18 protein-coding genes are annotated in these 21,172 nt (G+C 64.1%); 5 read left to right on the top strand and 13 right to left on the bottom strand.

Features of this window, described 5'->3' with window-relative positions:
- Positions 1-319: 319 nt before the first annotated feature.
- The 6 genes from HDG32_RS29375 to HDG32_RS29350 all read right to left on the bottom strand — a co-directional run bounded on the left by HDG32_RS29375 (position 320) and on the right by HDG32_RS29350 (position 6,441).
- Positions 320-1,339, bottom strand: a complete 1,020-nt coding sequence (locus HDG32_RS29375; protein WP_184072663.1) for a HoxN/HupN/NixA family nickel/cobalt transporter — start codon at positions 1,337-1,339, stop codon at positions 320-322.
- A 38-nt stretch (positions 1,340-1,377) separates the two neighbouring features.
- Positions 1,378-1,905 (bottom strand): cupin domain-containing protein, encoded by a 528-nt coding sequence (locus HDG32_RS29370; protein ID WP_090801585.1) that lies wholly within the window; start codon positions 1,903-1,905, stop codon positions 1,378-1,380.
- Positions 1,906-2,107: 202 nt separating this feature from the next.
- Positions 2,108-4,213: an elongation factor G gene (fusA, locus tag HDG32_RS29365; RefSeq protein ID WP_184072661.1), complete on the bottom strand. Its 2,106-nt coding sequence runs from the start codon at positions 4,211-4,213 to the stop codon at positions 2,108-2,110.
- Between the two features lie 317 nt (positions 4,214-4,530).
- Positions 4,531-5,046, bottom strand: coding sequence for a DUF192 domain-containing protein (locus HDG32_RS29360; protein WP_184072659.1), 516 nt, complete (start codon positions 5,044-5,046; stop codon positions 4,531-4,533).
- Positions 5,047-5,190: 144 nt separating this feature from the next.
- On the bottom strand, positions 5,191-5,376 hold the full coding sequence (locus HDG32_RS29355; RefSeq protein WP_090801582.1) for a hypothetical protein: 186 nt from the start codon (positions 5,374-5,376) through the stop codon (positions 5,191-5,193).
- Between the two features lie 495 nt (positions 5,377-5,871).
- Positions 5,872-6,441 (bottom strand): pseudouridine synthase, encoded by a 570-nt coding sequence (locus HDG32_RS29350; RefSeq protein WP_184072657.1) that lies wholly within the window; start codon positions 6,439-6,441, stop codon positions 5,872-5,874.
- 261 nt (positions 6,442-6,702) lie between these two features.
- Between HDG32_RS29350 and icd the strand changes: the two genes are divergently transcribed.
- Complete coding sequence (gene icd / locus HDG32_RS29345) at positions 6,703-7,959, top strand: NADP-dependent isocitrate dehydrogenase (RefSeq protein ID WP_090801579.1); 1,257 nt, start codon at positions 6,703-6,705, stop codon at positions 7,957-7,959.
- 182 nt (positions 7,960-8,141) lie between these two features.
- Here the strand turns inward: icd and HDG32_RS29340 are convergent, their stop codons facing one another.
- Positions 8,142-8,348 (bottom strand): cold-shock protein, encoded by a 207-nt coding sequence (locus tag HDG32_RS29340; RefSeq protein ID WP_007180614.1) that lies wholly within the window; start codon positions 8,346-8,348, stop codon positions 8,142-8,144.
- A gap of 555 nt (positions 8,349-8,903) precedes the next feature.
- Here HDG32_RS29340 and clpS point away from each other — a divergent pair.
- Both clpS and clpA read left to right on the top strand, forming a co-directional pair.
- Positions 8,904-9,218: an ATP-dependent Clp protease adapter ClpS gene (gene clpS / locus HDG32_RS29335; protein ID WP_008919570.1), complete on the top strand. Its 315-nt coding sequence runs from the start codon at positions 8,904-8,906 to the stop codon at positions 9,216-9,218.
- The gene (clpA, locus tag HDG32_RS29330) at positions 9,215-11,512 is read left to right on the top strand and encodes an ATP-dependent Clp protease ATP-binding subunit ClpA (RefSeq protein WP_090801577.1); all 2,298 of its coding nucleotides are present in this window, start codon (positions 9,215-9,217) and stop codon (positions 11,510-11,512) included. The genes clpS and clpA overlap by 4 nt, the downstream gene beginning before the upstream one ends.
- 142 nt (positions 11,513-11,654) lie before the next feature.
- Here the strand turns inward: clpA and dut are convergent, their stop codons facing one another.
- From dut to HDG32_RS29300, 6 genes are all read right to left on the bottom strand, one after another.
- A complete protein-coding gene (gene dut / locus HDG32_RS29325; protein ID WP_018421593.1) occupies positions 11,655-12,101 on the bottom strand; it encodes a dUTP diphosphatase in 447 nt (148 codons plus the stop codon).
- A 66-nt stretch (positions 12,102-12,167) separates the two neighbouring features.
- The gene (locus HDG32_RS29320; RefSeq protein WP_184072655.1) at positions 12,168-13,184 is read right to left on the bottom strand and encodes an LLM class flavin-dependent oxidoreductase; all 1,017 of its coding nucleotides are present in this window, start codon (positions 13,182-13,184) and stop codon (positions 12,168-12,170) included.
- An 81-nt stretch (positions 13,185-13,265) separates the two neighbouring features.
- On the bottom strand, positions 13,266-14,483 hold the full coding sequence (gene coaBC, locus HDG32_RS29315; RefSeq protein WP_184072653.1) for a bifunctional phosphopantothenoylcysteine decarboxylase/phosphopantothenate--cysteine ligase CoaBC: 1,218 nt from the start codon (positions 14,481-14,483) through the stop codon (positions 13,266-13,268).
- 124 nt (positions 14,484-14,607) lie between these two features.
- The gene (lspA, locus tag HDG32_RS29310) at positions 14,608-15,114 is read right to left on the bottom strand and encodes a signal peptidase II (protein ID WP_090801573.1); all 507 of its coding nucleotides are present in this window, start codon (positions 15,112-15,114) and stop codon (positions 14,608-14,610) included.
- The gene (gene ileS, locus HDG32_RS29305; protein ID WP_184072651.1) at positions 15,114-17,951 is read right to left on the bottom strand and encodes an isoleucine--tRNA ligase; all 2,838 of its coding nucleotides are present in this window, start codon (positions 17,949-17,951) and stop codon (positions 15,114-15,116) included. Before ileS ends, lspA begins: the two co-directional genes overlap by 1 nt.
- Positions 17,952-18,119: 168 nt before the next feature.
- Complete coding sequence (locus HDG32_RS29300) at positions 18,120-19,115, bottom strand: bifunctional riboflavin kinase/FAD synthetase (RefSeq protein WP_184051586.1); 996 nt, start codon at positions 19,113-19,115, stop codon at positions 18,120-18,122.
- 138 nt (positions 19,116-19,253) lie between these two features.
- On the opposite strand from HDG32_RS29300, the gene purN reads away from it, so the two are divergent.
- Together purN and HDG32_RS29290 are read left to right on the top strand one after the other, a co-directional pair.
- Positions 19,254-19,907, top strand: a complete 654-nt coding sequence (gene purN, locus HDG32_RS29295) for a phosphoribosylglycinamide formyltransferase (RefSeq protein ID WP_090801571.1) — start codon at positions 19,254-19,256, stop codon at positions 19,905-19,907.
- Complete coding sequence (locus HDG32_RS29290; RefSeq protein ID WP_184023137.1) at positions 19,904-21,163, top strand: RsmB/NOP family class I SAM-dependent RNA methyltransferase; 1,260 nt, start codon at positions 19,904-19,906, stop codon at positions 21,161-21,163. The genes purN and HDG32_RS29290 overlap by 4 nt, the downstream gene beginning before the upstream one ends.
- Positions 21,164-21,172: the final 9 nt, after the last annotated feature.

The raw sequence follows: 21,172 nt of genomic DNA, 5'->3' as shown, positions 1-21,172 counted from the left end.
GCAGCGCGCCTTCCGATGGGCGATGGGATGTGGCGGGGCCGCTATCGCGAAAGGGCAACGCTGTGCAGAGCGGTCTCAGTGTAAGCGATTGCTCGCGGCTCTGGCGCACCGGGGGCGCGCCGCGCTAGTCGATCGGCCGATAAATGACGCGCGGTGTGTCGTCGTCACAACGGTTACCGGACGCGTGCTCGCGAGGGGCGGCCGCGATTGTGGACGGATTGGCGGAGCAACACGGCGCGAAATGCGGTTTCGAACTCAACAAGGTGGAACTCTCAAAGAAACCTACGGTGTAGATCGGTTTTCCGGTAGGCCAGGTCACTTATCGTGCCGCCGTATCCGGCCGTCTCCAGCGATGAAACAGCACCGAGCCGATCCAGCACGCCATGAAGGCCGCGACGATCGCATAGCCGAGTGCGCCGAAATGATCGTTGATTCCGACGATCGCATCCGACACTCCGCCGCTCCGGCCGAAGCGATCCGACAGCAGCCCCAGCGCCTCGACGCCGCCAATCACGATCGCGACCATCGCCGACACGAACGTGATGCTCGCGTTGTAGTAAAGCTTGCGCTTCGGGTCGTCCATCGCCCAGCCGTACGCGTGCACCATCAGCACGTTGTCGGTCGAATCGACAAGCGTCATGCCGGCCGTGAAGAGCGCCGGGAACACGAGGATCGAATAGAGCGGCAGGCCAGTGCTGGCCTGCGACGCAGCGATCGCGAGCAGGCCGACCTCGGTCGCGGTGTCGAAGCCGAGCCCGAACAGCACGCCGACCGGATACATGTGCCAGCTTTTCGTGACCAGCCGAAACAGCGGCCGCAATGCGCGCGACAGCAGCCCGGCTGGGGCGAGCGCATCGGCTGACGCTGTGGTCGCAGCGTCGCCGCGTTGCGTGTGCCGGTAGCGGCGCCACACGTCGCGCAGGACCACGAGATTGACCGCCGCGAGCACCAGCAGGAACGACGCGGAAACCAGTGTCCCGAGCGTGCCACCAACTTCCTTGAAGCTCTCGAAGCGCCCATTCAGCGAATGCGTGGTCCAGGCGATGCCGATCGTCGCCGCGATCACGATCGTCGAATGGCCGAGCGAAAACGCGAGCCCGATCCCGACCGGTCGCATGCCGGTTTGCATCAGCTTGCGCGTAACGGCGTCGATCGCCGCGATGTGGTCGGCGTCGACCGCATGACGCAGACCGAAGCCATACGCGAGCAGCGCGGTGCCGAGCAGCAGCGGGTAGTGGCGAAACGCGATTAGCGCCCACAGCCATGCGCCGAGGTTGGCGGCGAGCAGCACCGCGTAGAGCGCGACGAGGCGAGGGCGCAGCGAGGCGTTAGGCGTCATGTGGCACGAGCGGATGAATGGATGGGTTGATGAGCGGCTTAGTGATCGTGCGGATGCTTGTGGATCGGATCGACCCAGTAGACGGTTTCCGGCTGCTCCACCGCGTCGATGTTCAAATTGACGACGACCGCTTCATTGTCGCTGCGCACGAGCACGCATTCGAGCGGCTCGTCGGTGCTCGCGTTGATCTCCTGATGCGGCACATAGGGCGGCACGAAGATGAAGTCGCCGGGACCGGCCTCGGCGGTGAATTCCAGATGCTCGCCCCAGCGCATGCGCGCCTGGCCGCGCACAACGTAGATCACGCTTTCGAGCGCGCCATGATGATGCGCGCCGGTCTTCGCATTCGGATGGATCGTCACGGTGCCGGCCCAGATTTTCTGCGCGCCGACGCGCGCCGCGTTGATCGCGGCCGCGCGGTTCATGCCCGGCGTTTGCGCGGTGTTGGTGTCGAGCTGATCGCCGCGGATGACCTTCACGCCGTGTTCGCGCCAGTCGATCTGCTGGCTGGCTTCGGCGGCGTCGTGCTCGGCCCGGTAATGCGGATGTTCGTGATCGTGGCTCATCGTGTCTCCTCCTCGGCTGGCGTGCCGCGTTCGAGTCGTTCGCTTCGGTCTTACGATTCAGGGGCGTGCCACATGGCTGATCAACATTCTGGCACGTTCAAAAAACGGGTGCGTGGCTCGACGATGCAAACGGCGCCATAAAAAAAGCCCGCTCACAGGGAGCGGGCTTCGGCTTGTCGCGCTCAACGCCGCCGCGTCAGCGTCATTGCTTCTTCGCGTTGATCACGGCCTCGGCGACATTGCTCGGCGTCTCGGCGTAATGCTTGAACTCCATCGTGTAGGTCGCGCGGCCCTGGGTGGCCGAGCGCAGCGACGTCGAATAGCCGAACATCTCGGCGAGCGGCACCTCCGCGCGCACCAGCTTGCCGCCGCCGCCCGCGATGTCTTCCATGCCCTGCACCATGCCGCGTCGGCTCGACAGGTCGCCCATCACGTTGCCCATGAAGTCCTCGGGCGTTTCCACCTCCACGGCCATCATCGGTTCGAGCAGGATGGGCTTCGCCTTGCGCATCGCTTCCTTGAACGCTATCGAGCCGGCCATGCGGAACGCGTTTTCGTTCGAGTCGACGTCGTGGTACGAACCGAAAGTCAGCGTGACCTTCACATCGACGACCGGATAGCCCGCGAGCACGCCGGCTTTCAGCGTTTCCACGATGCCCTTGTCGACCGCGGGGATGAATTCGCGCGGAATCACGCCGCCCTTGATCGCGTCTACGAATTCGTAGCCCTTGCCCTGCTCGGACGGCTCCAGCGTAATCACCGCGTGGCCATACTGACCGCGGCCGCCCGACTGCTTGACGAACTTGCCTTCGACGTCCTCGACCTTGTTGCGCACGGTTTCGCGATACGCGACCTGCGGCTTGCCGACGGTCGCTTCCACGCCGAACTCGCGCTTCATCCGGTCGACCAGAATTTCGAGGTGCAGCTCGCCCATGCCGGAGATGATCGTCTGTCCGGATTCCTCATCGGTCTGCACGCGGAACGACGGGTCTTCCTGCGCGAGACGGTTCAGCGCGATGCCCATCTTTTCCTGGTCGGCCTTGGTCTTCGGTTCGACGGCCTGCGAGATCACCGGGTCCGGGAAGATCATCTTTTCAAGGATGATCACATGATCAGGATCGCAGAGCGTGTCGCCGGTGGTCGCTTCCTTCAGGCCGACGGCCGCGGCGATGTCGCCCGCGTAGACCTCCTTGATTTCCTTGCGCTCGTTCGCGTGCATCTGCAGGATCCGGCCGAGGCGTTCCTTCTTTTCCTTGACCGCGTTGTAGACCGTGTCACCCGAGTTGACGACGCCCGAGTACACGCGGAAGAAGATCAGCTGACCGACGAACGGGTCGGTCATGATCTTGAAGGCGAGCGCCGAGAACGGATCGTCGTCGTTGGGATGACGCTCGATTTCCTTGTCGTGCTCGTCGTGACCGGTGATCGCGGGCACGTCGACCGGCGACGGCAGATAGTCGATCACCGCGTCGAGCATCGCCTGCACGCCCTTGTTCTTGAACGCGCTGCCGCACAACATCGGCACGATCTCGTTGGCGATCGTGCGCGCGCGGATGCCGTGCTTGATTTCGGCTTCGCTCAGCGGTTCGCCGCCGAGGTACTTCTCGAGCAGTTCCTCGTTCGCCTCGGCCGCGGCCTCGACCATCTTGTCGTGCCATTCCTTCGCGGTGGCCGCGAGTTCAGCCGGGATGTCGCGGTACTCGAACTTGATGCCCTGGCTGTCGTCGTCCCAGTAGATCGCCTTCATCTTGACGAGGTCGACCACGCCCTGGAAGTGCTCTTCCGCGCCGATCGGAATCTGGATCGGCACGGCGACCCCCTTCAGACGATCGCCGATCTGCCGCTGCACGCGGAAGAAGTCCGCGCCGACGCGGTCCATCTTGTTGACGAACGCGATGCGCGGCACCTTGTACTTGTTCGCCTGGCGCCACACGGTTTCCGATTGCGGCTGCACGCCGCCGACCGAGTCGTACACCATGCAGGCGCCGTCGAGCACGCGCATCGAGCGCTCGACTTCGATCGTGAAGTCGACGTGCCCGGGGGTGTCGATGATGTTGATCCGATGCTCGGGATAGTTGCCGGCCATGCCTTTCCAGAACGCGGTCGTGGCCGCCGACGTGATCGTGATGCCGCGCTCCTGCTCCTGTTCCATCCAGTCCATCGTCGCCGCACCGTCGTGAACCTCGCCGATCTTGTGGGTCACGCCGGTGTAGAACAGGATCCGTTCGGTGGTGGTGGTTTTGCCGGCATCGATGTGAGCGCTGATGCCGATATTCCGGTAGCGCTCGATGGGAGTCTTGCGGGGCACGTGAATCTCCTTGTAATGGCGCGCCTGAAACGCATGTCGGGCGACCGCGTGGGCCGCCCGGGGAGTCTGAGTGGTGCTTTATCTGGCGTTACCTTATCGAGATTACAAGGATAGCGCGTCGATTGGTCTTTTGCATGAATCCTGCCAGCCGGCGCGAAGGCTGGTGGCGCGGGGCTGAGCGGGCGAAAAAAAGCCGGCGCCTCGGGTTGAGACGCCGGCTTTTCGCGGGACAGCGTGGCGGGACGGTGCCCCCGCTCAGAGGCCGCCCCGGGGCCATTTACGGGGCTGCACGAACACGCGGCCCGGCGGTGAGGGTCTTACTGCGTGACACCCGGCACCGGCGGTAAGCCCTGGACCTGCATGCCCGGCTTGATGCCCTTCGCCGAGAACCAGCCCTTGGGCATTTCCAGCGCGAACACGCCGTTGTGCGTCGGGCAGTGGTTGTTGGTGGTCTCGGCCTGCATTTCGTCGATGTCGGTGATCGTGCCGTCGGCGCGCATGAATGCGATCGACAGGGGGATCAGCGTGTTCTTCATCCAGAAGCAGTGGCCCGCGTTCTCGTTGAACACGAACAGCATCCCTTCGTTCGGCGCTAGCTTCGTGCGATACATCAAGCCCTGTTCGCGGTCCGCGTCGTTGGCGGCGACGGCCGCGTCGATCACGAACATGCCAGCGGTCAGCTTGACGCGCGGAAACTCGCTCGGCTGCTTGGCGCCCGGCGGCATCTGCTGCGCCTGGGCGGGAGCCGTGGTGACGACGAACGACAGCGCCGCGAGCGGCAGTGCTACGGCAATGGCGAAACGCGCCATCGACGAGCGCATGGAAAATCGCACGGCAAGACTCCTTGCTGAAATTGACTCGCGCATGTTACGCGAGCGCGTCAAAAACAAAAAGGCAGATCGCCTTGCGGTGATCTGCCTTACAACGCCGTAAGAACGGCAATGAAGCTAGTTCTTTACTGCGTTTTTACAAGCAACTTACTCCGAAGCTGCCGAAGCGGCCGCTGCTGCCTTCTTGTGCGACTTCTTGTGAGCGTGCTTGGTGGTCTTCTTTGCCGACGAAGCTGCTGCCGGAGCTGCCGGAGCTGCTTCCGGTGCCGATGCTTGTGCGAATGCTGCCGTTGCGAAGAGGCCAGCGACCAGAGCGGCGATCAGTTTGTTCATTTTGTGAATCCTCAGCTTGAGTTAATTAACCAAATGACCCGGCATATGTAGAGTCATGTCGGTAAACGTGCCATCCACCTTTCGGTTGACAGCCGCATCGAACAAATTTTTCGACGCGTCTGCTAGCGTTCGGACTTTCGTACTCGCCGCGAAAACGGCGTATGCAAATGTCTTTAAGGCTGAATGCCGGATAGCTTCGGCGGCATCTGCGTCGGATAACGCGTGGAGTTGTACGGCGGTTGACGCGAATTGCGCGGATATTTTGATCGTGATGACACGCGATCAAACCGCGTGGCGCAGGCTCGCGGCGAGCCCACTTGTGTCACGCATTTCGGGCCTGCGTTTCACGCATTATTTTGCGTGCTGCTACAACGAGTTAGCTTGATTGTCACAGCCGTGAAACGGGTTTGGAGTGAGCACGTGCAGGCTGATTCGCGCGTGCGTGAGTTCGGCACGCGGTGTTGCGGCGATGAACGAACAATCGTCAAATCATGTTCAGGCGACGCCATCCCATGGCGCGTTCGTTCGCAACTCCGTGCTCTGTCCAGGTTGCAGTCCGAGTGAAAAAATGTCAAGCGCACCGATGCCGACGCGAACGAGACGCAGCGTCGGAAAACCCACCGCCGCCGTCATGCGACGCACCTGACGGTTCTTGCCTTCGGTGATCGACAGCTCGATCCATGTGGTCGGGATCGCGGCGCGATAGCGGATCGGCGGCGTGCGCGCCCACAGCGAGCTGGACGGTTCAACATAGCTCGCCTGACATGGGCGTGTCACGTAGTCGCCGAGATCGACGCCGCGCGCGAGCTTTTTCAACGCGGCGTCGTCGAGCGCGCCTTCGACTTGCGCCCAATAGCGTTTGACGAGCTTGTGACGCGGCTCGGCGATGCGCGCCTGCAGCGCGCCGTCGTCGGTGAGCAGCAGCAGGCCTTCGCTATCGGAGTCGAGCCGGCCGGCCGGATAGACGCCGGGTAGCCTGACCCAGTCGGCAAGCGACGTCCGCGTCTCGTGTGGCGAAAATTGACAGATGGTGCCGAACGGCTTGTTGAGGGCGAGAAGGCGCATAGGAGAGCGATACGGCAGAGCGATACGGCGCGATGATAATGCATAAACCGGGACGCAGATTCTTCTATCTTATAGAGGAGCGTGGCGCGTTCGAGAGGCCGTCTATGTTGGAAAACCCGGAGCGAGGGGCGGCCGCGTCGCGCGTGGGACGTGGGCTAGAATAGCGGCCAGGCCGCTCGCGGCGGTTCGGCATTGCGCGGCGAGGGCGTCTCTTTCGCAGTCTCCCATCAGCTTTTGCACAGCTTTCACTGGAGTCCGATCATGCCGTATCAGCACATCAAGATTCCGACAGGTGGCGATAAGATCACCGTCAACGCCGACTTCTCGCTCAACGTTTCCGACGAGCCGATCATCCCGTACATCGAAGGCGACGGCACCGGTCTGGACATCACGCCGGTCATGCTCAAGGTCGTGGATGCGGCGGTCGAAAAGGCGTACGGCGGCAAGAAGAAAATCCACTGGATGGAAATCTACGCGGGCGAGAAGGCGACCCGGGTGTACGGCCCGGACGTATGGCTGCCGGACGAAACGCTGCAGGCGGTCAAGGAATACATCGTGTCGATCAAGGGGCCGCTCACCACGCCAGTCGGGGGCGGCATCCGCTCGCTGAACGTCGCGTTGCGCCAGGAACTGGACCTCTATGTGTGCCTGCGCCCGGTGCGATATTTGAAGGGCGTGCCCTCGCCGGTGCGCGAGCCCGAGAAGACCAACATGGTGATCTTCCGCGAGAACTCGGAAGACATCTACGCGGGCATCGAATGGCCGGCTGAATCCGAACAGGCGAAGAAGATCATCAAGTTCTTGCGCGAAGAAATGGGCGTGAAGAAGATCCGCTTTCCGGATTCGTCGGGTATCGGCATCAAGCCGGTGTCGCGCGAAGGTACCGAGCGTCTGGTGCGCAAGGCGATCCAGTACGCGATCGACAATGAACGCCGCTCGGTCACGCTGGTGCACAAGGGCAACATCATGAAGTACACCGAAGGCGCGTTTCGCGACTACGGCTACGCGCTCGCGCAGAAGGAGTTCAACGCGGAACTGATCGACGGCGGCCCCTGGATGAAAGTCAGGAATCCGAAGACCGGCGGCGATGTCGTCGTGAAGGACGTGATTGCCGACGCGTTCCTGCAGCAGATCCTGCTGCGCCCGGCCGAATACGACGTGATCGCCACGCTGAACCTGAACGGCGACTACATCTCGGACGCGCTCGCCGCGCAGGTCGGCGGAATCGGAATCGCGCCGGGCGCGAACCTGTCGGATTCGGTTGCGATGTTCGAAGCGACGCACGGCACGGCGCCGAAATACGCGGGCAAGGATTACGTGAATCCCGGCTCGGAAATCCTGTCAGCGGAAATGATGCTGCGCCACCTGGGCTGGTTCGAGGCGGCGGATCTGATAATCAGCTCGATGGAAAAATCGATCCTGCAAAAGCGCGTTACTTACGATTTTGCCCGCCTGATGGAAGGCGCGACCCAGGTGTCGTGCTCGGCATTTGGGCAAGTGATGATCGAAAATATGTAATTGACGCGCCGGGATTATGCGGTTCGCATAAAAACCCCGGCGCCAGCAAACGGCCAGGGTATTTTTTTACCCGGAATTTTCGCGCGGCTTTCCGGCCGGAAAATCCGTTGCAATAGAAAGCTGCCGCAAAAAAGAAACCCGGCGCGGAGCCGGGTTTCAAAAAGGACGGGTATCGAAACGTTTCAGGCTGGCGCCTGAATGTTCGATGCCTGCTTGCCTTTCGGGCCTTGCACGACTTCGAAGGTGACCTTCTGGCCTTCCTTCAGCGTCTTGAAGCCATTCATCTGGATGGCCGAGAAGTGTGCAAACAGATCCTCGCCGCCCTCGTCGGGCGTGATGAATCCGAAACCCTTTGCGTCGTTAAACCATTTGACCGTACCAGTTGCCATTCCAACTTCCCCTGTAACTCATGTCACTACCACGAGCCCTCGAAAAGCCACGACCACGCGAGGCAGTCGTTCCCTCCTCACAAGCTCACCATCGGCATTTTTTCGAGATTATGGCTTGGTGAAAAAAGTGCCAGCTTGATTGTTGGGGCTCTTTATTCGAGTGTCAAGAAAATTTTGAGACGTCGTTGTCGCGTTGCAAACAGGCCGCTTTCCAGGGTTTTTACCGCTTCCGTATGTGCGGTGGCGCAAGCGGCGTGGCTTGAAAAGTCGCATAATCCACTCACATGCTGACTGTGCCCGCGGCGCCGACGCCCAGCGCGGCGAGCGCTCGCAGCCAGTACCGGCAGGTTGTGCGATACTCGATCCGACCGCGGTGCAGCACGCGCCGCGCATGACAGGATCGGGGCCGGCACCGCAATCGGCCCGTCGAAAACGCGCAGGCCAGGCCGAACATGACAGCGTCGTGACCGCCGGGTGGCAGCGAACGGGCTCATCGGCCGGGCGGCCGGGTTCTGACAGGATTGCGGGCCTGTCCTAGTTGTTTAGAATGGGTGTATGGCGATTATCCCGGACAAGCAGGACGGCACCGTACTGGAGCGGCAGGAGCAGAAACTCAAGCCGCCGTCCATGTACAAGGTGGTGCTGCTGAATGACGACTTCACGCCGATGGAATTTGTCGTGATGATCGTGCAGGAATATTTCAATAAGGATCGTGAAACCGCAACGCAGGTCATGTTGAAGGTGCATCGCGAGGGCAGGGGAGTTTGTGGGGTCTATACGCGGGACATCGCGTCGACCAAAGTCGAGCAAGTCGTTACCCACGCACGGCAGGCCGGGCATCCGCTGCAGTGTGTGATGGAGGAAGCATGATTGCCCAGGAACTGGAAGTCAGCCTGCATATGGCGTTCATGGAAGCGCGCCAGGCAAGGCACGAGTTCATAACGGTCGAACATCTTTTGCTCGCGCTGTTGGATAACCCGACGGCGGCAGAGGTACTGCGCGCATGCGCGGCCAATATCGAGGATCTGCGCCAGAACCTGCGCAACTTCATTCATGACAACACGCCGACCGTGCCGGGCACGGACGACGTCGACACGCAGCCCACGCTCGGTTTCCAGCGGGTGATCCAGCGCGCGATCATGCATGTGCAGTCCACCTCGAACGGCAAGAAGGAAGTGACCGGCGCGAACGTGCTGGTCGCGATCTTCGGCGAGAAGGACTCGCATGCGGTGTACTACCTGCAGCAGCAGGGCGTCACGCGTCTGGACGTAGTCAATTTCATCTCGCACGGCATCGCCAAGACGAGCAGTTCGGACGCCGCGAAGGCGAGCGATGCGAATGCCGAGTCCGACGAAGCCGCCGCGCAGAAGGAAACGCCGCTCGCCCAGTTCACGCAGAACCTGAACCAGATGGCGAAGGACGGCCGCATCGATCCGCTGATCGGACGTGAGTCGGAAGTCGAGCGTGTGGTGCAGGTGCTGTGTCGCCGCCGCAAGAACAATCCGCTGCTGGTCGGCGAGGCCGGTGTCGGCAAGACCGCGATCGCCGAAGGGCTCGCATGGCGCATCACGCGCGGCGAAGTGCCGGACATCCTGGCCGATGCCCAGGTGTATTCGCTCGACATGGGCGCGCTGCTCGCGGGCACCAAGTATCGCGGCGACTTCGAGCAGCGTCTGAAGACGGTGCTGAAGGAACTGAAAGAGCGTCCGCACGCCATTCTCTTCATCGACGAAATCCATACGCTGATCGGCGCGGGCGCCGCGTCGGGCGGCACGCTGGACGCGTCGAACCTGCTGAAACCGGCGCTCTCGTCGGGCACGCTGAAGTGCATCGGCGCAACCACCTTCACCGAATATCGCGGCATCTTCGAAAAGGACGCGGCGCTGTCGCGTCGTTTCCAGAAGATCGACGTGACCGAGCCGACCGTCGAGCAGACGGTCGCGATCCTGCGCGGGCTGAAATCGCGCTTCGAAGAGCACCACGGCGTCAAGTATTCGTCGGGTGCGCTGTCGGCGGCGGCTGAGCTGTCGGCGCGCTTCATCACCGATCGTCATTTGCCGGACAAGGCGATCGACGTGATCGACGAAGCGGGCGCGGCGCAGCGCATTCTGCCGAAGTCGAAGCAGAAGAAGACGATCGGCAAGAACGAGATCGAGGAAATCATCTCGAAGATCGCGCGCGTGCCGGCGCAAAGCGTGTCGCAGGACGATCGCAGCAAGCTGCAGACGCTCGACCGCGATCTGAAGAGCGTCGTGTTTGGTCAAGATCCGGCTATCGACGCACTGTCGGCCGCGATCAAGATGGCGCGCGCGGGCCTCGGCAAGCTCGACAAGCCGATCGGCGCATTCCTGTTCTCGGGTCCGACCGGCGTCGGCAAGACCGAGGTCGCGAAGCAGCTCGCGTTCACGCTCGGCATCGAGCTGATCCGCTTCGACATGTCGGAGTACATGGAGCGTCACGCGGTGAGCCGGCTGATTGGCGCGCCGCCGGGCTACGTCGGTTTCGACCAGGGTGGCCTGCTGACCGAGGCGATCACGAAGAAGCCGCATTGCGTGCTGCTGCTCGATGAAATCGAAAAGGCGCATCCGGACATCTTCAACGTGCTGCTGCAGGTGATGGACCACGGCACGCTGACGGACAACAACGGGCGTAAGGCGGACTTCCGCAACGTCATCATCATCATGACGACGAACGCGGGCGCCGAGGCGATGGGCAAGTCGGTGATCGGCTTCACGAACCGCCGCGAGGCGGGCGACGAGATGGTCGACATCAAGCGCATGTTCACGCCGGAGTTTCGCAACCGTCTGGACGCGACGATCAGCTTCCGTTCGCTCGATGAGGAAATCATCATGCGCGTGGTCGACAAATTCCTGATGCAGCTGGAAGATCAGCTGCACGAGAAGAAGGTCGATGCGCTGTTCACCGATGCGCTGCGCAAGCATCTGGCGAAGCACGGTTTCGATCCGCTGATGGGCGCGCGGCCAATGCAGCGCCTGATCCAGGACACGATCCGTCGTGCGCTCGCCGACGAGCTGCTGTTCGGCAAGCTGATGAACGGCGGCCGCGTGACGGTCGACGTCGATGCCGACGACAAGGTGCAGTTGACCTTCGACGAGCATCCGGCGCCGCGCAATCCGAATCCGGAGGCGGTGGAAGTCGAGTGATGTCAGTCAGGTCGGCGTTGCGTTGAGCTGGCCTGACACCAAAGGCAGAACGGCGCGGGTTTTATCCCGCGCCGTTTTTTATGCTCTGGTTTTTTCTCACGGCGTGCGCTGAAGGCGCCAGCCGCCGCGTCGCAGCAATCGATCAATGCTTGCCGGTGCTACCAAACCCGCCCGCGCCGCGCACGCTTTCCTCGAAGTCATCGACGATATTGAACCCGGCCTGCACGACGGGCACGATCACCAGTTGCGCGAGGCGTTCCATCGGATTCAGCACGAATGTCGTCTCGCCGCGATTCCACGTCGAAATCATCAGTTGGCCCTGGTAATCGGAATCGATCAGGCCGACCAGATTGCCGAGCACGATCCCATGCTTATGGCCGAGACCCGAGCGCGGCAGAATCAACGCCGCATAACCGGGGTCGCCGACGTGGATCGCGAGTCCGGTCGGCACCAGCGCGGTTTCGCCGGGTTTCAGCGTCAGCGGTTCGTCGAGGCAGGCGCGCAGATCGAGGCCGGCGCTACCGGTCGTCGCGTAAGCGGGGAGCTGTTCGCGCATGCGCTGATCGAGAATCTTCAGGTCGAGTTTCATTCAGGTTCGATAGTTGGGGGTGAGGTTGGTGAAGGGGCACGCGGCTGACTGGCAACGCCTTTGCGATCAAGCCGCCTGGTTCGAGCCGAGCTGAAACGCGTCGGCGAGCAGTTCGTAGGAGCGCAAGCGCGCACGATAGCTGCCGGCGACGGTCAGCACCATCAGCTCGTCGGCCTGGAACTGCTGCTGTAAATCCGTGAGCCGTTCGGTCACGCGCTCAGGCGTGCCGATGATGCTGCGCGGCTTTTCGCGGTCGATCACGAGCTGTTCGCGCTCGCCATATTCCTGCGCGATGCCTTGCTCGATCGAGGGTATCGGTTCGTTCAGACCATACGCCATCTGCACGCGACGCAGATCGACGGCTTTTTCGAGGTCCGCGGCTTCCTGCTCGGTATCCGCGCAGATCACGAAGACCGCGGCCGCCAGATACGGCCGCGACGCGTCGTTGCCAGGCTGGAAGCGCTCGCGATACGCCAGCGCGACCTGTTTGCCGAAATGCGCGTTGATGAAATGCGCGAACGAAAAGCGGATGCCGAGCTGCGCCGCGAGCAAACCGCCGAAGTCGCTCGAGCCGAGCATCCACAGCTGCGGGCGCGTATCGATCTGCGGCTGCAGCAGCACGCCCTGCGCGAGATGATCGTCGGGCAGGGCGCCGTGCATGAGGCCGAGCAACTCGGCGACCTGCTGCGGAAAATGCTCGCCGCGATTGTAAGCGCCGGCGGCGACCGCCTGCGCGGTGCGCATGTCGCCGCCCGGCGCGCGTCCGACGCCGAGATCGACGCGATTCGGAAACAGCGCCTCGAGCATCATGAACTGCTCGGCGACCTTGAACGGGCTGTAGTACGGCAGCATGATGCCGCCCGAGCCGATGCGAATGCGTTTGGTCACGCTGCCGAGGCGCGCCAGCATCACTTCAGGGCAGGGATTCGACACGCCGCGCAGGCCGTGGTGCTCGGCGCACCAGTAGCGCGTGTAGCCGAGGTCGTCGGCGAGTTGCGCGAGTTCGACGGTCGCGGCGATCGCGTCCGCCACCGAATGGCCGGCGATCACCGGTGTTTGATCGAGCACGGAGAGTAGCGTCATGGCAGTAGTGCTCCAGGTGATTCCGGTCGGCTAACCGGGCAAAGATGGCCGGGCCACACGGGCCCACTGCCGCTCGCTCGTTCAGCCAACCGGACTGATGCCGGGCGGCAGACGCTTCGCGATTTCCGCGATCAGCGCGCGCGCCAGCGTCTGCTTGTCGGCGCGTGGCAGCTTCGTCGCGCGGCCTGCTTCGAACAGAATCACTTCGTTGTCGTCGAGCCCGAACGTTTGCGGCCCCAGATTGCCGATCAGCAGCGGCACGTTCTTGCGGGCGCGCTTTTCCTCGCCGTGGACTTCGAGGTTGTCGCTTTCGGCGGCGAAGCCGACCGCGAACGGCGGCTTCGGCAGCCCGGCGACCGCGGCGAGGATGTCTGGATTCTCGACGAATGAAAAGCTCGGCAGCGCGTGCTCGGCGGTCTTCTTGATCTTCTGACCGCTGACGTGATCGACGCGCCAGTCGGCCACCGCCGCGACGCCGATGAAAATGTCCGCCTCCGTGACCGCGCGCATCACCGCGTCGTGCATCTGCTGCGCGGTCTGCACGTCCTCGCGCAAGACGCCCCACGGCGTTTCCAACGCGACCGGACCGGCCACCAGATGCACGTCGGCGCCGGCCTGCTGCGCGGCGCGCGCGAGCGCGAAGCCCATCTTGCCGCTCGAACGATTGGTGATGCCGCGCACCGGGTCGAGCGGTTCGAAGGTCGGCCCGGCGGTCAGCAGCACGCGCCGGCCGGACAGGATTTTCGGCGCGAAGAACGACGCGACCGCCTCGTAGGTCGCGGCCGCTTCGAGCATGCGCCCATCGCCGATTTCGCCGCAGGCCTGCGGGCCCGAATCGGGGCCGAGCACCTCGACGCCGTCCGCGCGCAGTTGCGCGACGTTGCGTTGCGTGGCCGGGTTCTGCCACATCTGCCGGTTCATCGCCGGCACGACGAGCAGCGGGCAGTCGCGTGCGATGCACAGCGTCGACAGCAGATCGTCGGCCATGCCGTGCGCGAGCTTGGCGAGGAAGTCGGTCGACGCCGGCGCGATCACGATCACATCGGCTTCGCGCGATAGATCGATGTGCGCCATGTTGTTCGGCACGCGACCGTCCCACTGGCTCGTGAAGACCGGCCGCCCCGACAGCGCCTGCATCGTGACGGGGGTGATGAACTGGGTGGCCGCTTCGGTCATGACGACCTGCACGGTCGCGCCTGCCTTGGTCAGCAGACGCGTGAGTTCGGCGATCTTGTAGCAGGCGATGCCGCCCGTCATGCCGAGGACGAGGTGTTTGCCTGCGAGTTCTGCGGTTGCCAACGAAAGCCTCCGACAAAGCGTGATCGCGCGGCGGCGCGAGGGCGTTGCCCGTCGTCGCCGCGCGCTTCAAACCGGACCTGAGGCACGGCTCGCGCAGCCGCGACCGTGCCTCACGTCGGCGACGTTAGCGTGTGCCGCGTACCCGCCGCAGCTCGTCGATCACGAGCAGGATCGCGCCGATCGTGATCGCGCTGTCGGCGAGATTGAACGCCGGCCAGTGCCAGCCGCCCACGTGGAAATCGAGGAAGTCGATCACGTGGCCGTACGCGAGCCGGTCGATCACATTGCCGAGCGCGCCGCCGAGAATCAGCGCGAGCGCCGTGCAGAACATTTTCTGCCCGCTATGCCGCTTGAGCAGATAGCAGATCACGAGCGCCGCGACCACGCCGAGCGCGGTGAATGCCCAGCGCTGCCAGCCGCCCGCCATCGCGAGGAAGCTGAACGCGGCGCCGCGGTTGAACACGAGAATCAGGTTGAAGAACGGCGTGACCTCGTGCGGCACACCGTAGGCGAACACCTTGCGCACGGCGATTTTCGTCAGCTGGTCGAACAGGATGACGATCAGCGCAATGCCGAGCCAGGGTGCGAGCGAACTGCTTCCGGTGCGCGTTTTCGACATGGTTCTCGCCATTATGCCGCGCTCCTCGATTCGCCACTGCCGAACAGGTTGCTGAAGCAGCGGCCGCACAGCGACGGATGCTCGGCGTTCGCGCCGACGTCCGCCCGATAGTGCCAGCAGCGCTCGCACTTCAGGTACTTCGACGCGATCACTTCGACGCCTTCATCGGCTTCGCTGTCAACCTTGACGACGTTCGCCGCCGACGTGATCAGCACGAACTTCAGGTCGTCGCCGAGGCTCGCGAGTGCGTCGTAACGCGCCCCGCTCGCGCGGATTTCGACTTCCGCCTGCAGCGACGAGCCGATCAGGTTCGCGACCCGCGCCTCTTCGAGCGCCTTGGTCACGTCGCCGCGCACCGCGCGCAGCAGCGTCCACTTGTCGAGCAGCGCGCCCGCGTCCGGCACGGCCGGGTACGCGTGGTACGTCTCGGTGAAGATCGTCTCGCTGTTGGGCTGGAACACCTTCCACGCTTCTTCCGCGGTGAACGACAGGAACGGCGCCATCACGCGCAGGAGGCCGTGCGCGATGTGGTAGAGCGCGGTCTGCGCCGAGCGGCGGGCGACCGAATCCGCCGCGGTCGTGTAGAGGCGGTCCTTCAGCACGTCGAGGTAGAAGCCGCCCAGGTCTTCCGAGCAGAACGTCTGCAACTTGGCGACGACCGGGTGGAACTCGTACTTCTCGTAGTGCGCGAGGATGTCGTTCTGCAGATTCGCCGACAGCGTCACCGCGTAACGGTCGATTTCGAGCCAGTCTTCGACCGGACGCGCGTGCTGCGCGAAGTCGAAGTCCGACAGGTTCGCGAGCAGGAAGCGCAGCGTATTGCGGATGCGGCGATAGCCTTCCGTCACGCGCTTCAGGATTTCCTCGGAGATCGCGAGCTCGCCCGAGTAGTCGGTCGACGCGATCCACAGGCGGATGATTTCCGCGCCGAGGCGGTTTGCGACTTCATGCGGATCGATGCCGTTGCCGAGCGACTTGCTCATCTTGCGGCCTTCGCCGTCGACGGTGAAGCCGTGCGTGAGCAGCGCGTTGTAGGGCGGGCGGCCGTCCAGCATCGACGCGGTCAACAGCGACGAATGGAACCAGCCGCGATGCTGGTCCGAGCCTTCGAGGTACAGGTCGGCCGGAAACTGCAGCTCGTCCTTGTGCGAGCCGCGCAGCACGTGCCAGTGCGTGGTGCCCGAATCGAACCACACGTCGAGCGTGTCGCGGTTCTTTTCGTACAGGTTGGCGTCGTCGCCGATCAGCTCTCGCGGATCGACCGTCTGCCATGCCTCGATGCCTTCCTTCTCGACGCGCTGCGCGACCTGTTCGAGCAACTCCAGCGTGCGCGGATGCAGCTCGCCGGTTTCCTTGTGCACGAAGAACGCCATCGGCACGCCCCACTGGCGCTGCCGCGACAGCGTCCAGTCCGGGCGGTTCGCGATCATGCTGAAGAGGCGCTGCTTGCCCCACGACGGATAGAACGCCGTGTTCTCGATGCCTTCGAGTGCGGTCTCGCGCAGCGTCTTGTCGCCGTCGTTGGGCTTCACGTCCATGCCGGCGAACCACTGCGAAGTGGCGCGGTAGATGATCGGCGTCTTGTGGCGCCAGCAGTGCATGTAGCTGTGCGTGTACTTCTCGGTGCGCAGCAGCGAGCCGGCGCCTTGCAGCGCCTCGACGATCTGCGGATTGGCAGCCCAGATCGACAGGCCGCCGAACAGCGCGAGCGATTCGATGTAGCGGCCGTCGCCCATCACCGGGTTGATGATGTCCGAGTCGGCCATGCCGTGCGCCTTGCACGACACGAAGTCTTCCACGCCGTACGCCGGCGACGAGTGCACGATGCCGGTGCCGGTTTCGGTCGTCACGTAGTCGCCGAGGTAGACCGGCGCGGTGCGCTTGTAGCCCGGATGCGCGGACGCGAGCGGGTGGTTGAAGCGCAGGTTCACGAGCTTTTCGCCCGGCGTCGTCGCGACGACCGTGCCTTCGAGGCCGTACAGCTTCAGGCACGCCTCGACGCGTTCCTCGGCGAGGATCAGGAGGCCGCGCGGCGTGTCGACGAGCGCGTAGACGAGTTCCGGATGCAGGTTCAGCGCCTGGTTGGCGGGGATGGTCCACGGCGTGGTGGTCCAGATCACGATGCCGCCTTCGTTGCGCGGCAGCGCGGCGAGGCCGAACGCCTGCGCGGTCTTTTCCGGCTCGGCGAAGCTGAACAGCACGTCGATGGTCGGATCGGTCTTGTCCTTGTACTCGACTTCCGCTTCGGCGAGCGCCGAGCCGCAGTCGAAACACCAGTTGACCGGCTTCAGGCCGCGGAATACGTAGCCTTTTTCCATGATTTTCGCGAGCGCGCGGATTTCGCCGGCTTCATTCGCGAAGTTCATCGTCTTGTACGGATTGTCCCAGTCGCCGAGCACGCCCAGACGGCGGAAGCCCGCCTTCTGCTTCTCGATCTGCTCGGTCGCGTAGGCGCGCGCCTTCTGCATCACTTCGGCCGCCGGCAGCGACTTGCCGAACTGCTTTTCGATCTGGATTTCGATCGGCATGCCGTGACAGTCCCAGCCCGGCACGTAGACCGCGTCGAAGCCCGCCAGATTGCGCGCCTTGACGATCATGTCCTTCAGGATTTTGTTCACCGCGTGACCGAGGTGGATGTCGCCGTTCGCATACGGCGGGCCGTCGTGCAGGATGAACTTCGTGCGGCCCCTGGAGGCGGCGCGGATCTTGTCGTACACCTTGCGTTCCTGCCAGTCCTTGACCCATTGCGGCTCGCGCTTGGGCAGGTCGCCGCGCATCGGGAACGGTGTGTCGAGCAGGTTGACCGGGTAGCGGGACTGCGGTTTCGAATCAGCTTTCTTGTTGCTCATGATGTGGGTGGCGGTGAATTCGTTTCTATGCGTAGCGGCGCGCGGATTGCGCGCTGCGCGAGGAGCGTGGGACGCGCCCGGCAGGCGGCTCCGCGTGAAGCCCGGACGCCCTTCGATGCGCGCGGCGACGGTTCGTGCGGCACGGCGCGCCGGCCCGAACCGCGGTGGTTATCTAATTCGGTCGGTGGCCGAGGTGGCGAAACCGGTGGAACGGCTGCCCGGCGTGCCGGCGCCGACCGCAGCGAACCATGCGCGCGCATTGGCGACGTCGCGCGCGATCGCGGCGGTCAGCGTTTCGAGATCGACGAACTTCTCCTCGTCGCGCAGCTTCTTCAGAAATTCGACGCGCACGAGTTTGCCATACGCGTCGCCGTGCCAATCGAGCAGGTGCACTTCGAGCAGCACACGGCCGGAATCGTCGACGGTGGGGCGCAGGCCGAGGCTCGCGACGCCCGGCAGCGGTTGCTCGGCGATGCCGTGCACCTGTACGACGAAGATGCCGGCCAGTGCCGGACGCTTGTGCGCGATCGGCAGATTGAGCGTCGGAAAGCCGAGATCGCGGCCGAGCTTCATGCCATGGGTGACGTGGCCGCTGATCAGATAGTCGCGGCCGAGCGCTGCGCGCGCCGAGTCGAGGTCGCCCGCGACCAGCGCCGCGCGCACGCCCGAGCTCGAGATGCGCGCGCCCGACGGATCGGCGACCGTCGCCATCTGTTCGACTTCGAAACCGTACTGCTTGCCGGCCGTCCGCAGCGACGCGAAATCGCCGGCGCGCTTCGCGCCGTAGCGGAAATCGTCGCCGATCATGATCCAGCGCGCGTGCAAGCCGTTGACGATGATCCGCTCGACGAACGCATCTGGCGACTGGCTCGCGAACGTGTGATTGAAGTGCTCGACGACGACCCGGTCGACCCCGTTGGTGCGCAGCGCCTCGAGCTTGTCACGCAGCATCGCGATGCGCGGCGGCGCGCCGGCCGGGTTGAAGAACTCGCGCGGGTGCGGCTCGAAGGTCATCACGCAGACGGGCAGGCCACGCGCGTTCGCGGCCGCGCGCACGTGGGCGAGCAGAGCTTGGTGGCCGCGGTGGACACCGTCGAAGTTGCCGATGGTCAGCGCGCACGGCGCGCGGCTCTCGGCATTGGGAAGGCCGCGGAAGACTCTCACGATAGTGGGTTGCAGGCGTTGCTGCGATTGCAATAGGGGCGCGGGCGGGGTGCCGCAAAACAATCGATTATAAACGCTTGGCGCAACAGACGGCTGCGCGGTCGCGGTCCGGCGATTGCCGAATGATAAAATCCGCGCATGAAAAAACTCGTCATCCTGATTTCCGGGCGGGGTAGCAACATGGAAGCCATCGTGCGCGCCTGCGCGAGCGAGGGCTGGCCGGCGCGGGTCGCCGCCGTGATTGCTAACCGTCCCGATGCCGCGGGGCTCGCGTTCGCGGCGTCGCATGGCATCGCCACGGCGGTGGTCGACCACCGCCAGTTTCCGGATCGCGACAGCTTCGACGCGGCACTCGCCGAGCAGATCGACGCCATCGCGCCGGACCTCGTCGTGCTCGCGGGCTTCATGCGCGTGCTGACCGAGCGCTTCGTCGACCACTACGCAGCGCGCATGCTGAACGTGCACCCGTCATTGCTGCCGAGCTTTCCGGGTCTGAAGACCCATCAGCAGGCGCTCGACGCCGGCGTGCGGTTCCACGGCGCGTCGGTGCATTTTGTCACATCAAAGCTGGATCACGGGCCGATCGTTTTGCAGTCGGCGGTGCCTGTCGAGGCGGGCGATACCGCACAGACGCTCGCCGCACGCGTGCTCGCCACCGAGCACATCATTTATCCACGCGCGGTGCGCTGGTTCGTCGAAGGGCGTCTCGCTCTGGACGGCTCGCGCGTCACGCTTACGCCGTCGGAGCCGCAATGGCTCTTTGCCGGTCACACCGCCGGAGAGGGCGCATGAGATTGCATGGTTTCCTGATTGGACAAACTGAAACGCTGCTGGCCGAAGTGCTGCGGCTGAACGGCCCCGCCGACGCCACCACGAGCCGCTTCTTCCGCGCGCATCCGAAGCTCGGGCACGCCGAGCGCGGCGTGATCGCCGAGGCGGTGTTCGCCGTGCTGCGCCGCCGGATGGAGTTCGCGCATCTGGCCGAAAGCGGCACTGGCAGCCCCGCGCGCCGCATGGCGCTGCTGGGCCTGATGCAGACGGCCGGACGCTCGGCGCTCAAGCCGTTCGTCACCGAGGCCGAGGCGACTTGGCTCGAACACGTGGCGAAGATCGACCCGGAAAGCCTGCCGCTGCGGATTCGCCTGAACCTGCCCGACTGGATCAGCCAGGCGCTCAGCTCGCGCTTCGAGGCCGCCGAGCTCGCGCAGCTGGCCGCCGCGCTGAACTACCCGGCGCCGCTCGATCTGCGCGCGAACCCGATCAAGGCGAGCCGCGACGACGTGCTGGGTGCGCTGTCGAAGGCGGGCATCGAGGCGGGCGCGACGCCGTTCGCGCCGCTCGGGGTGCGCGTGGTCGGCAAGCCGGCGCTCACCAAGCTCGACGCGTTCCAGCAGGGCTGGCTCGAAGTGCAGGACGAGGGCAGCCAGCTGCTGTGCTCGGTGGTCGCACCTCGGCGCGGCGAGATGATCGTCGATTTCTGTGCTGGCGCGGGCGGCAAGACGCTGGCGCTCGGCGCGGCAATGCGCTCGACCGGCCGGCTCTACGCGTTCGATATCTCCGAGCGGCGTCTCGCGAAGCTGAAGCCGCGTCTCGCGCGCAGCGGCCTGTCGAACGTGAACCCGGTGCTGATCGACAGCGAACACGACGCGAAGATCAAGCGTCTGGCTGGCAAGATCGACCGCGTGCTCGTCGATGCACCGTGCAGCGGCCTCGGCACGCTGCGCCGCAACCCGGATCTGAAGTGGCGCCAGTCGCCGGAGTCGATCGCCGAGCTGGCGCCGAAGCAGGCGTCGATTCTCACGAGCGCGGCGCGTCTCGTGAAGAAGGGCGGCCGGCTCGTCTATGCTACGTGCTCGATTCTCGAAGCCGAAAACGAGGCGGTGGTGCAGCGGTTCCTCGCCGATCACCCTGATTTCGCGCTGGTGCCGGTGCGCGACGTCCTTGCCGAGCAGCGTATCGAGCTGGAGATGGGCGACTACCTGTCGCTGTGGCCGCACCGCCACGCGACCGACGGCTTTTTCGCCGCCGTGCTCGAGCGCCAGAGCTAGGCAAGCGGC

Origin of the sequence: Paraburkholderia sp. CI2 (genome assembly GCF_014201055.1) — a bacterium.
In the GTDB taxonomy this organism is placed as follows: Bacteria; Pseudomonadota; Gammaproteobacteria; order Burkholderiales; family Burkholderiaceae; genus Paraburkholderia; species Paraburkholderia tuberum.
Note: the sequence above shows the minus strand (reverse complement) of the source record. Positions and strands in the feature narration are given on the sequence as shown.